The following is a 12,232-nucleotide window of genomic DNA, read 5'->3' as shown; positions in this document are numbered from 1 at the left end:
GCGGAAGCTAGTTGTGGACGGTTCACGAGTGAGAATGCAGGCATGAGTAGCGATACACACGTGAGAAACGTGTGCGCCGATTGACTAAGGGTTCCTGGGTCAAGCTGATCTGCCCAGGGTAAGTCGGGACCTAAGGCGAGGCCGACAGGCGTAGTCGATGGACAACCGGTTGATATTCCGGTACCCGCTTTGAAACGCCCAATATCGAATCCTCTAATGCTAAAGCCGTGAAGCCGTTCCGGACCCTTCGGGGAAAGGAAAGTGGTGGAGCCGCTGACCCAAGGTGGTAGTAGGTAAGCGATGGGGTGACGCAGGAAGGTAGTCCAGCCCGGGCGGTGGTAGTCCCGGGGTAAGGGTGTAGGCCGAGGGGTAGGCAAATCCGTCCCTCATTAAGGCTGAGACCTGATGCCGAGCCGATTGTGGTGAAGTGGATGATCCTATGCTGTCGAGAAAAGCCTCTAGCGAGTTTCATGGCGGCCCGTACCCTAAACCGACTCAGGTGGTCAGGTAGAGAATACCGAGGCGTTCGGGTGAACTATGGTTAAGGAACTCGGCAAAATGCCCCCGTAACTTCGGGAGAAGGGGGGCCATCACTGGTGATCGGACTTGCTCCGTGAGCTGGGGGTGGCCGCAGAGACCAGCGAGAAGCGACTGTTTACTAAAAACACAGGTCCGTGCGAAGCCGTAAGGCGATGTATACGGACTGACGCCTGCCCGGTGCTGGAACGTTAAGGGGACCGGTTAGTGACCTTTCGGGGTTGCGAAGCTGAGAACTTAAGCGCCAGTAAACGGCGGTGGTAACTATAACCATCCTAAGGTAGCGAAATTCCTTGTCGGGTAAGTTCCGACCTGCACGAATGGCGTAACGACTTCTCGACTGTCTCAACCATAGGCCCGGTGAAATTGCACTACGAGTAAAGATGCTCGTTTCGCGCAGCAGGACGGAAAGACCCCGGGACCTTTACTACAGTTTGATATTGGTGTTCGGTTCGGCTTGTGTAGGATAGGTGGGAGACTTTGAAGCAGCCACGCCAGTGGTTGTGGAGTCGCCGTTGAAATACCACTCTGGTCGTGCTGGATGTCTAACCTCGGTCCGTGATCCGGATCAGGGACAGTGTCTGATGGGTAGTTTAACTGGGGCGGTTGCCTCCCAAAGGGTAACGGAGGCGCCCAAAGGTTCCCTCAGCCTGGTTGGCAATCAGGTGTTGAGTGTAAGTGCACAAGGGAGCTTGACTGTGAGACCGACGGGTCGAGCAGGGACGAAAGTCGGGACTAGTGATCCGGCGGTGGCTTGTGGAAGCGCCGTCGCTCAACGGATAAAAGGTACCCCGGGGATAACAGGCTGATCTTCCCCAAGAGTCCATATCGACGGGATGGTTTGGCACCTCGATGTCGGCTCGTCGCATCCTGGGGCTGGAGTCGGTCCCAAGGGTTGGGCTGTTCGCCCATTAAAGCGGTACGCGAGCTGGGTTTAGAACGTCGTGAGACAGTTCGGTCCCTATCCGCTGTGCGCGTAGGAATATTGAGAAGGGCTGTCCCTAGTACGAGAGGACCGGGACGGACGAACCTCTGGTGTGCCAGTTGTCCTGCCAAGGGCATGGCTGGTTGGCTACGTTCGGGAGGGATAACCGCTGAAAGCATCTAAGCGGGAAGCCTGCTTCAAGATGAGTATTCCCACCTCCTTGAGAGGGTAAGGCTCCCAGTAGACGACTGGGTTGATAGGCCAGATGTGGAAGCCCGGTAACGGGTGAAGCTGACTGGTACTAATAGGCCGAGGGCTTGTCCTCAGTTGCTCGCGTCCACTGTGTTAGTTCTGAAATAACGAACAGCTGTGAAAACACCAGCGTTCAAATTTCATAGTGTTTCGGTGGTCATAGCGTTAGGGAAACGCCCGGTTTACATTCCGAACCCGGAAGCTAAGCCTTTCAGCGCCGATGGTACTGCAGGGGGGACCCTGTGGGAGAGTAGGACGCCGCCGAACAATCATTGTGGGAAAGCCCCGCACCTTATGGTGCGGGGCTTTTCTGCGTTCTGGACGCTTTTTATCGGCTGTTCCGTCGGTCTCCGAAGCGGGCCAGACAGTGCCAGACCCGCTTGAGGGCCTGTTCGTCGTACCGGCCGGTGCGGGCCGCTTCGCCGAGGATGTATGGGGTGAGCCGGCCCTCGACGGCGATTTCCGCGCCGAGGTCCACGTACTCCTGGCCGCGGTAGTCGGGGTGACGGCGGAGTTCTTCGACCGTCAGGTGGAAGCCCGGGTGCCATTCCGTCGGGCAGGGGAGCTCGGCGGCCGCTGCCTCGACCTCCGTGTTCCGGTAGCTGGGGTCCAGTACGAGAGCGGCCACGTCGTGTGCGAGCAGCACCGGGGTGTGGACCTGGGCCTCGATGTAGTCGTCGAGGGCGTCCTGGTCGTCGGCCTCGGCCAGGGCGATCAGGGACATGTGCTCCGCCACGCCGAAGGATTCGGGTTCCAGGTAGCTGTCCGGGTAGCAGAAGGTGGTCCGGGAGAGGGCCTGCGCTGTGAGGCGGAAGTGGGCGGAGCCGAAGCGGGGAGCGGCGCCGGCCGGGTGGTGGCGGAAGTTCAGGGCGCCGTAGACCGGGCGGGATTCGGGTGGGGCGTCGTCGTACGCGCCGCCGAATATGCGGCTCTCCCACTGCCAGCGTGCTCCGCCCGGGTGGGCGGTGAGACCGCCGTTGCTGGTTCCGGTGACGAACTGGGAGCGGTACACGCCGGCTTCGGCCAGTGCGGCGAGGATCGGGCGGTCGCCGGACCGGCGGTCGGGGTGGAAGTTCAGGGTCACCGCGAGGGTCGGGTCCAGGGGCGGGCCGAGAGCGCGCGCGGCGACGTGGCGCAGGGCCTTGACGTGCGAATTCATAAGTGAAGCATCGGTGATCCGTGGCTAGGATTTCGAGGCATGAGCGAGATCCGGCACGTGATACGTGCGGTACGTGGTGATGAGTGGGCGAAGGTCAAGGAGCTGCGGATCGCCGCCCTGCGGGATCCGGCGGCGCCGGTGGCCTTCCTCGAGACCGTGGAGCAGGCGCAGGAGAGGTCCGACGAGTTCTGGCAGGGGCGTGCCGAGGGCGCGTCCCATGGGCGCGCGGCCCGGCAGTTCGTGGCCGAGGCGCCCGACGGGACCTGGAACGGGTCGGTGACCGTGCTCGTCGAGGAGGGTGGGACCACCGACTTCTTCGATCAGGCCGTCGAGCAGACGCAGGGGCACGTCGTCGGGGTGTTCGTGCGGAGCGGGCAGCGGGGGACCGGACTGACCGAGGCGCTGTTCGAGGCCGCGCTGGAATGGGCCTGGGGGCTGGAGGAGCCGGTGCTGGAGCACGTACGGCTCTTCGTGCACGAGGAGAACGCACGGGCCGGGGCCTTCTACCGGCGGTACGGGTTCGAGCCGAGCGGCACGGTCGTGCCGGTGCCCGGGGGTACGGGCGCCAAGGAGCTGGAGTACGTGTACCGGCGGCCGACTGCGGTCTAGAAGTCGGCCTGCGGCCAGCGGGAGCGGGCCTGTTCGCGGCTGCGGCACAGGGCGAGCAGGGGCAGGGTGCCCTCGGTGAGGAGTTCCGGGAGCTGGGGGATCGGGGCCACGGCGGCCACGTCGTCCAGCACCAGGGACAGTGGTGGGTCGAGCCGACCGTGGGATGACCGTGCGGCCATGCGGCGGCCGTGCTCGACCACGTGCGAGGCGAGTGCGGTGAGCAGGGGCATCGCACCCGGGTGGGTGCGGGGATCCTCCAGAGGTTCACCCACCAGGTAGAGGGTGCCCCCTTCGGTGACGAATGATGCCAGGGTGAGGGCATCTGTTCGGTTCGGGTTGCAGGCCTCGCGGATGTGGATCGAGGTCAGGCACGAAAGGGCCCGGGCCGTCAGGTTCTGGGCGAGCTCGCGGCGTTCGGGGTGGGCGGTGAGGGCGCTCTCCAGTTCGCCGGCTGCGCCGGGGGCGGCCTGGGGGTGGGTGCGCAGGATGCGGACCGGGTCCTGGGCGCTGTTGCCCTGGGTCCAGCGGTGCAGCAGCTTGAACGGGCGGTCGTCCAGGGCGGCGGCCTGGAGCCAGCTGCGCAGGAGGGTTTCCGCGGTGTCGGCCACTGCGGCGTCCATGCGGGCCTGGGGTCGTACGGGGGCCAGCAGGGCGATCGCGCGGGCGGCGGCGGTGTCGCGGTCGGCGCAGCCCTCGGCGGGGTTCCAGTGCATGCGGGCCGGGGTGTCGCAGAGGTGGGAGGGGTCGTAGAGGAGGACCGGGCCGAGCTTGGCGCGGGCGTCCTTGGTCTCCGCCCAGAGGGTGGGGGAGGAGGTGACGACGAGCGCCGCCCCCTCGGTCTCGGCGATGCGGTGTGCGGCTGCGTGGAAGCGGTCGTTCGGGCCGGCGTAGGTGAGGGCGGGTGGGGTGCTGGGCGCCGGCGTGGCCGTCGCGGTGGCGGTGGGCGCCGTCGGGCGGGGGGCGTAGCCGAAGCCGTAGCGGTAGGCCTCGTCGACCGGTGCGGCGGAGCCGCTGGGGGCGCTGCCCCCAGACCCCCGCGCCTCAAACGCCGGCGGGGCTGGATTGGCCCCGGACTCGCGTGGCTCGAAGGGCGGTGGGGCTGGGGTGGCTTCGGGTACGCGTGGCTCGAACGGCGTCGGGGTCGGGGGTTCTGCTGGGGGTTGTCTGGACAGGGCGCGGCGGGACTTGGTGCGGGCGATCACGCCGATGGCGAAGACGGTGAGTACGAACATCACCAGGAGCTGGCTGACGAACAGGCCCCAGAACAGGCCCCAGCCCGACAGGGCCGCCGGGTCGGTGTCGGGCCAGGCGGCCGGGATGTCGTGCGGCTGCGCTATCAGGGCGCGGACGGCCTCCGGGGTCCGGGTGAAGGTGACGGTGTCGGGCCAGGCGCCCTTGGCCACGACGGCCGCCAGGCCGGTGGCCGACCAGACCAGGACGGCAAGGCCCAGGAGGAAGGCCAGGAGGCCGACCAGCAGGCTGTCCGGGACGCCGCCGCCACGTCGTGCGTCGGGCATGGTCAGGCCACCGTGGTCGCGGAACCAGGGCCGCCGCCGCGGCTGCGTTCGATGGACAGGGCCCTTTCCTCCGCCTCGAGTTCGGCGGCGAGCATGTCGGCGGGCAGGCGGGTGGGGGCGGAGGACTCGGTCATGGCGCGGTCCGTGAAGACGAGGGGCCGTTCGGCCTCGGTGATCAGGTGTTTGACCACCTGGACGTTGCCGTTGACGTCCCAGACGGCGATGCCGGGGGTGAGGGTCGGGATGATTTCGACCGCCCAGCGCGGGAGGCCCAGGACCCGGCCCGTCGCTCTGGCTTCGTCCGCCTTCTGGGCGTAGATCGTTCGGGTCGAGGCCATTTTGAGGATGGCTGCCGCCTCACGTGCCGCCGCGCCGTCGACGACGTCGGAGAGGTGGTGGACGACGGCGACGAAGGACAGGCCGAGGCGTCGGCCGAACTTCAGCAGGCGCTGGAACAGCTGGGCGACGAAGGGGCTGTTGATGATGTGCCAGGCCTCCTCGACCAGGAAGATGCGCTTCTTCCGGTCGGGGCGGATCCAGGTGTGCTCCAGCCAGACGCCGACGATCGCCATCAGGATCGGCATCGCGATGGAGTTGCGGTCGATGTGGGAGAGGTCGAAGACGATCAGCGGGGCGTCGAGGTCGATGCCGACCGTGGTGGGGCCGTCGAACATGCCGCGCAGGTCACCGTCGACGAGGCGGTCGATGACGAGCGCGACGTCGAGGCCCCAGGCCCGGACATCGTCTATGTCGACGTTCATCGCGAGGGCCGATTCGGGCTCGGGGTGGCGCAGTTGTTCGACGATGTCGGTCAGGACCGGCTGGCGGGTGGTGATGGTGTCCACCACGTAGGCGTGCGCGACCTTGAGGGCGAAGCCGGCGCGCTCGTCGAGGCCGTGGCCCATGGCCACCTCGATGATGGTCCGGAGCAGCGCGAGCTGCCCGGTCGCGGTGATGGCCGGGTCGAGGGGGTTGAGGCGGATCCCGTCGTCGTTGGCGGCGATGGGGTCCAGGCGGATGGGGGTTATCCCCAGCTGCTGGGCGATCAGGTTCCACTCGCCGACGCCGTCCTCGCCCTGGGCGTCGAGGACGACGACCTGGCGGTCCTTGAAGCGGAGCTGGCGCAGTACGTAGGTCTTCTCCAGGGCGGACTTGCCGTTTCCGGATTCGCCGAGGACCAGCCAGTGGGGGGCCGGGAGCTGCTGTCCGTAGAGCTGGAAGGGGTCGTAGATGTAGCCCTTGCCGCTGTAGACCTCGCGGCCGATGATGACGCCGGAGTCGCCGAGTCCGGGGGCCGCGGTGGGCAGGTAGACGGCTTGCGCCTGCCCGGTGGAGGTGCGGACGGGCAGGCGCGTGGTTTCGACTTTGCCGAAGAGGAAGCTGGTGAAGGCGTCCGTCAGCGCTGTCATGGGATCTCGCATGGGCGGCACTTCCCTCCAGCTAGCGTCGGATGCCGGTGGCGAACGGCAGGGTGTTGACGAAGGCGCGGTGGTGCTCGCGGTCGCACCATTCGAGCTTCAGGTACGACTTTCCGGCGGAGGCGCGGATCGTCCGCTTGTCGCGGGCGAGGGCCTCCGGCGAACGCGAGGACACCGTGATGTACCCGACGAGGTTGACTCCCGCCGCACCGCTGGCGAGATCTTCACCTCTTTGGTCGAGCCGGCCGTGGGCGGCGATGTCGCGGGGGTCGACGGTCCGGTTCATCTTGGCGGCGCGGGAGGCGTCGGCCTCGTCGTTGGTCTTCTCGGTGAGCATGCGCTCGATGGCCACCTCGGTGGGCTCCAGGTCCATGGTGACGGCGACGGTACGGATCACGTCGGGGGTGTGGACGAGCAGCGGGGCGAGGAAGTTGACGCCGACGGGCGTCATCGGCCACTCCTTGACCCAGGCGGTGGCGTGGCACCAGGGGGCGCGGGTGGAGGACTCGCGGGTCTTGGCCTGGAGGAAGGTGGGTTCCACGGCGTCGAGCTCGGCGGGCCAGGCGTTGCGCTTGGTCATGGCCTGGATGTGGTCGATGGGGTGGTCCGGGTCGTACATGGAGTGCACGAGGGAGGAGAGGCGGCCCTGGCCGAGGGGCTGGCGTACGCGGATGTCGGCCTCGGCGAGGCGGGCGCAGATGTCGGTGAGCTCGCGGGCCATGACGATGGCGAGGCCTGAGTCGCGGTCGAGCTTGCGGCCCTTGTGGGGGGTGCCGGCGCGGGCGATGGCGTTGGCCTCGGCGGCGAGTTCGCGGGTGTAGTGCATGCAGGCGACGAGGTACGCGCGGTGCTGCTCGGAGGAGGTGGACACCATCGACTGGAGCTGGTCGTAGGACTCGCGCAGCCAGCCGGGGGCCTGGGTGTCGCCGCGCTGGGCCACGTCCTTGGCGTGTGCGTCGGGGTCGGCGGGGAGGGTGCGGGCGAGCATCTGGAGGCGGGTGACGAAGCCGTCGCCGTTGGCCACGTGCTTGAGGAGGGTGCCGAAGCGGTCGACGAGGGCTTCCTGGTCCTCGCTGTCGCGCAGGCCGACGCCGGGGCCCTCGATCTCGATGGCGGCCGTGACGGTGCGGCGGTCCGCGTGCAGGAGGACAGCGATCTCGTCGGGGCCGAAGGGTGCGGCGAGCCAGTTGATCCGGCCGATGCCGGGGGGCGGGCCGACTTCGACCTCGCGGCCGTCGGAGCCGCGGATGCCGGCTTCCATGGCGCCCGAGCGGTACGTCGTGCCGCGGCGCAGGGTGCGCTTGTAGCTGCGGCTGATCTCGAACCAGCGGTAGAAGGTGCGGCCCTTGTACGGGACGTACACGGCGGCGAGCGCGATCATGGGGAAGCCGGCGAGGCTGACGATGCGCAGGGTGAGGTCGGGGACGAGCAGTCCGCTCATCATGCCGAAGAACGCCCCGGCGATGATCAGGGCGATCTCGCCGGTCTCGCGGTTCTTGCCGACGATCGCGTTCGGCCGGGCCCGGCCGATGAGATACGTGCGGCGGGGCGCGACCGGGTGCATCTGGTGGGACTGGGTCGTCAACGCCCGTCACCTCCTGTGTTCCTCGTGCTCGAGCTCGTGCGGGGCGGGGGTGCGGCGGAGGGGACAGATCCGCCGCCGGCTCCGCCGCCGGAGGCGGGTCGGCTGCTGTGGGCGGCGACGCCTCCGGAGATGGGGTTGGCGGGGCGGGGCGCGCTGTTGCCGCCGCCGTCGCCGCCGCGGTGGGCGCCGCGGCTGCTGTGGGTCTTGATGCCCTGCGAGACGAGGGAGGCCGGGGAGCTGATGACGGCGGCTGCCTGGGCGCCGTCGGTGGCCTTGCTGCGGTTGGAGCGGGCGGAGGCGATCTCGTCGCCGAAGCCGGGGACGAAGCGGTAGATCATCGCGGAGGCGAAGATCGCCAGGAGGATGATGGCGAGGCCGGTGACGACGGCGGAGAAGGCGTTGGGGCCCTTGTCGCCGGTCAGGGCTCCGGCGAGGCCGAGGACGATGACGATGACCGGCTTGACGAGGATGACGGCGATCATGATGCCGGCCCAGCGGCGGACGTGGCCCCAGAGGTTGCGGTCGACGAGCCCGGAGTAGACGACGACGCCGAGGAGGGCGCCGACGTAGAGGAGGGCGGCCCGGATGAAGAGCTCCAGGTAGAGCACGCCTGCGGCGAGGACGGTGACGAGCGAGACGACGATCAGCATGATCGGGCCGCCGCCGATGTCGTCGCCCTTCTTGAGGGCTTCAGAGAAGGAGCCGAAGAAGACGTCGGTCTGGCCGCCGGCGGCGGAGGCGATGACCTCGGTGACGCCGTCGGTGGCGGAGACGACGGTGTAGAGGATCAGGGGGGTGAAGGCGGAGGCGAGGACGGTGAGCCAGAGGAAGCCGATGGCTTCGGACATGGCGGTGGTGAGGGGGACTCCGCGGACGGCTCGCTTGGCGACGGCGAAGAGCCAGAGGACGAGCGTGAGGATGGTGGAGGCGGCGAAGACGACGGCGTACTGCTTGAGGAAAGCGGGGTTGGTGAAGTCGACCTCGGCCGAGCCCTTTACCGCTTCGCTCAGCTTGGTGACGATCCAGGAGGCGGCGTCGGCGCAGCCGCGGGCGAGGGAGGCGAGGGGGTTGAGGGCGTCTCCGCCGTCGCTGGGTGCCAGTCCTGTCCTGGGCGTGCCGCCGGACGTGCCCGTGCCGCTCTGGCAGTACTGCTTGGAGGGGCCGTCGAGCAGGGCGCAGGGGTCGGTGGTCGCCTGCGGTGTGGGGGTCGGCGCGGGGACGGGGGCGGCCTGTGCGCGGGTGGCCAGGGCCAGCACGGCGAGGTGGGCGGAGGCGATCAGGCCCAGCCGGGCGGGCAGCCGGAGGCTAGCGGGCATAGGTGAATCCCCCGAATTCCTTGATGGCCTTGCTCATGTCGTCCGACGTCGACACAGGGACATCGCCGGGAACCGGTGCGGGTCCGTCCTGCTGGGTGTCGTCGACGACTCTCCAGCTGTCCCCGATCCAACTCAGCTCGAAGGTCCAGGTCTTCCAGAGCGTCCGCACCGGGTCGGTGGACTTGGGGCCGGACATGCCGATCAGGCCGGTGTACCAGACGGCGACTTTGGCGCCGGCCGGCGTGTAGCTCTCGACGCGGGTGCCGATCGGGACGGTGCGGGTGACGAACGTGCTGCCCTGCGGTGCGTTGCCGTTGGCGTCGAGCCCCAGCTTGGCGAGGAAGTCGGCCGAGTAGGCCTCGTCCTGAGGGCCCTTGAGCCGGGCCGCCACCTCGGGTGCGTAGATCCCGTCGACGAGAGCGTGCCGGGTGTTCTTCTTGAACATGCCGTCGGAACCGAGCGCCACCGCGAAGTTGGCGGCCGCCGACTGGGCGCCCTGTTCGTCGTGGGCGAAGCCCTTGGGGATGCCGGCCGATTTGCCCGTCACCGGGTTCGTGCCCGTGGCTGCCGTGGAGGAGTCCGTCGGGGGTTTGTCCGAGGCGGGGTCCGACGGGGTGTCCGGGCCCGAGTTGGCGAAGGCGATGGCGGCGATCAGGAGGACCACCACGCCGACCACGGTGATCAGGCTGCGCGAGGTGCGTGGGGTGCGGCGGGTGGGGCCGTACGGGTCGGCCGGGGAGTCCGGAAGGCGGGTGCGGGTCTGGCCGGTGCCGCCGACCTCGCCGTAGCCGCCGCCGTACTGGTCGTCGTTGCTCATTCCCTGTCCGCCCCCTCCGCGTCGTACGACGGTAGCGCTGGTTCCCGCGTGGATGTGGTGTGGTGATGCGTCATCAGCTACGGGGCCAGGCGCGCGACCCGGCTAGACGGCCATCCCGTAGACGATCGTGAACAGCGTCCCGAGGGAGCCGATGATGAAGACTCCGGTCAGCCCGGCCACGATCAGGCCCTTGCCCTGTTCCGCGCTGAACGTGTCGCGCAGGGCGGTCGCACCGATGCGCTGTTTGGCCGCCCCCCAGATGGCGATGCCCAGGCAGAGCAGGATCGCGACGGCCATGACCACCTCGATCATGACCTTCGCTTCGTTGCCGAGACTGCCGAAAGGCCCCCAGTTCGGGGCGATTCCGCCGATGATGGTGGTGATGTCGCCCTTTTCGGCTGCCAGGATCATGTAACTCACCGCCCCTGTATGGGTAGTTCCGGAAGACCCTTGCCCGACGGCAGGGGTTACGCACTATCTTCGCTGATGAAACCGCCGCCGTCGTCGACTTGACGGCTCTCTTTACCCGATCTCGCGGGTCGCGCTCCGCTTCCGCGCTCTGACCTGGGCAGGGGCGGTGTGTACGCGCGAGAACATGCGGTCACTCTGTGTATCACGGGGGGTGACGCCGGGCAATGATTGTCGTCTCGGCGTACGGGGGGTGGGGTGAGGGGCCGCCGTTCGGAGCAGTGGTGTCGCGTGTCACCGAGCCGATCCGCGGACATGCGTCCGATGGTCCTTCAGTCGTTTCATCCGTGCGCGGGAGCGCGGTGGGGGCGTGGCGAGGGCGTTGTCAGTGGGGTGCGTGAGGCTGGGGAGCATGACGACTCCATGGACTCTCGCGGACCTCGAGGCGGCCATCCGGGCGGGATGGTCGGCCGAGACCTGCGAGCCCTCCGACATCACGAAGATCCCCTGGACTCCGGAGAATCCGGCCTGGGGGCACTGTGACATCACCGCCCTCGTGGTGCAGGACCTCGTGGGCGGGGACCTGATGATGGGCGAGGTGTTCCACGACGGTCGGCAGGAGGGCTACCACTGGTGGAACCTGCTGCCCGGGGGCATCCGCATCGACCTGACGCGGGAACAGTTCCGGCGTGGGGAGGCGGTCACGCCGGGACGGGTCGTGAAGCGGCCGGGCGGGCGGTTGCGGAGGCGGTGGGAGGAGTACCAGCTGCTGCGGCAGCGGGTCATCGACAAGCTGGGGCCGTTGCCGGGGGCGATGGTGACGCCGGACGGGCGGCGGCTCGCGTACACGGACTTCGGCGGGCCGGGGGCGCCGCTGCTGGCCCTGCACGGGCATTTCCAGGACGGGGCGGGCTTCGGGCGTCTGGCCCAGGAGCTGGGTCCGGCGTGGCGGGTGATCGCCCTGGACCAGCGGGGGCACGGGCGCTCGGATCGCGCGGGGGAGTACACCCGGGACGGGTACGTGGCCGATGCGGCGGCCCTGCTGGAGCAGCTGGGGCTGGGGCCCGCGGTGGTGCTGGGGCATTCGCTGGGCGGGGTCAATGCGTACCAGCTCGCGGCGCGACGGCCGGACCTGGTGCGGGCGGTGGTGGTCGAGGACATCGGGGCGGTGGTCGAGGGCGACCTGTCGTTCGCGCGGGAGTGGCCGAGGCGGGCCGGGACCCGGGCCGCGTTCCTGGCGGGGGTGGGGAGCGCGGCGCCGCATCTGGAGGGGTCGCTGCAGGAGTACCCGGACGGTTGGGGGACCGTGTTCGAGGTGGAGGACATGGTGGCGTCCCAGCGGGGGCTGAACGGGGACCACTGGGGGGACTGGCTGGAGGTGCGCAAGCCGACGCTGCTGGTGCGGGGGGACCGGAGCGGGGTGCTGTCGGCGGAGCACGCGCGGGAGATGACGGTGCGCAGGGCGGGGGTGCGGCTGGTCGAGTTGCCGGCTGGGCATGCGGTGCGGGTGGGGGACCCGCAGGGGTACGTCGCTGCCGTGCGGGGGTTCCTGGCGCGGGTGTGAGGCCGCGCGAGGTACGGGTGCGGCGCGGTTGTTTCCGGGGCTCGCTCGCTCGGGGTCCCGCGCCGCAATGCCCGCGGGCTGGGTGGGCGCCTCGAGCGTCGGCGGGGCCCGTGGGGCTGGCAGGG

At 68.8% G+C, this 12,232-nt stretch carries 9 protein-coding genes and 2 rRNA genes (1 of these 11 only partly in view); 4 read left to right on the top strand and 7 right to left on the bottom strand.

Annotation, left to right across the window (positions count from 1 at the left end; translation table 11 throughout):
• Together OG444_RS18430 and rrf are read left to right on the top strand one after the other, a co-directional pair.
• Positions 1–1,787 (top strand): 23S ribosomal RNA (locus OG444_RS18430) (it extends 1,336 nt beyond the left edge of the window).
• Between the two features lie 76 nt (positions 1,788–1,863).
• A 5S ribosomal RNA gene (rrf, locus tag OG444_RS18425) occupies positions 1,864–1,981 on the top strand.
• Positions 1,982–2,042: 61 nt separating this feature from the next.
• On the opposite strand, the gene OG444_RS18420 is transcribed toward rrf, so the two are convergent.
• Positions 2,043–2,873, bottom strand: coding sequence for a DUF3626 domain-containing protein (locus tag OG444_RS18420; protein WP_327263216.1), 831 nt, complete (start codon positions 2,871–2,873; stop codon positions 2,043–2,045).
• A gap of 39 nt (positions 2,874–2,912) precedes the next feature.
• Between OG444_RS18420 and OG444_RS18415 the strand changes: the two genes are divergently transcribed.
• Positions 2,913–3,482, top strand: coding sequence for a GNAT family N-acetyltransferase (locus OG444_RS18415; protein WP_442810560.1), 570 nt, complete (start codon positions 2,913–2,915; stop codon positions 3,480–3,482).
• On the opposite strand, the gene OG444_RS18410 is transcribed toward OG444_RS18415, so the two are convergent.
• The 6 genes from OG444_RS18410 to OG444_RS18385 all read right to left on the bottom strand — a co-directional run bounded on the left by OG444_RS18410 (position 3,479) and on the right by OG444_RS18385 (position 10,546).
• Positions 3,479–4,999, bottom strand: a complete 1,521-nt coding sequence (locus tag OG444_RS18410) for a type VI secretion protein (protein WP_327263215.1) — start codon at positions 4,997–4,999, stop codon at positions 3,479–3,481. The two genes, OG444_RS18415 and OG444_RS18410, sit on opposite strands and share 4 nt — an antisense overlap.
• A gap of 2 nt (positions 5,000–5,001) precedes the next feature.
• Positions 5,002–6,420, bottom strand: a complete 1,419-nt coding sequence (locus OG444_RS18405; RefSeq protein WP_327263214.1) for an ATP-binding protein — start codon at positions 6,418–6,420, stop codon at positions 5,002–5,004.
• Positions 6,421–6,439: 19 nt separating this feature from the next.
• Positions 6,440–8,002 carry an SCO6880 family protein gene (locus OG444_RS18400; RefSeq protein WP_327263213.1) on the bottom strand — a complete coding sequence of 521 codons (1,563 nt, stop codon included), beginning with the start codon at positions 8,000–8,002 and terminating at the stop codon, positions 6,440–6,442.
• A complete protein-coding gene (locus OG444_RS18395) occupies positions 7,999–9,318 on the bottom strand; it encodes a hypothetical protein (RefSeq protein WP_327263212.1) in 1,320 nt (439 codons plus the stop codon). Before OG444_RS18395 ends, OG444_RS18400 begins: the two co-directional genes overlap by 4 nt.
• Complete coding sequence (locus tag OG444_RS18390; RefSeq protein ID WP_327263211.1) at positions 9,308–10,135, bottom strand: hypothetical protein; 828 nt, start codon at positions 10,133–10,135, stop codon at positions 9,308–9,310. The genes OG444_RS18395 and OG444_RS18390 overlap by 11 nt, the downstream gene beginning before the upstream one ends.
• 102 nt (positions 10,136–10,237) lie before the next feature.
• Positions 10,238–10,546 (bottom strand): hypothetical protein, encoded by a 309-nt coding sequence (locus OG444_RS18385; RefSeq protein WP_008742356.1) that lies wholly within the window; start codon positions 10,544–10,546, stop codon positions 10,238–10,240.
• A 409-nt stretch (positions 10,547–10,955) separates the two neighbouring features.
• On the opposite strand from OG444_RS18385, the gene OG444_RS18380 reads away from it, so the two are divergent.
• Positions 10,956–12,107: an alpha/beta fold hydrolase gene (locus OG444_RS18380; protein ID WP_327263210.1), complete on the top strand. Its 1,152-nt coding sequence runs from the start codon at positions 10,956–10,958 to the stop codon at positions 12,105–12,107.
• Positions 12,108–12,232: the final 125 nt, after the last annotated feature.

The sequence above is a fragment of the Streptomyces sp. NBC_01232 genome (assembly GCF_035989885.1).
Classification (GTDB): Bacteria; Actinomycetota; Actinomycetes; order Streptomycetales; family Streptomycetaceae; genus Streptomyces.
This window is presented reverse-complemented; position numbering and strand designations above follow the sequence as displayed.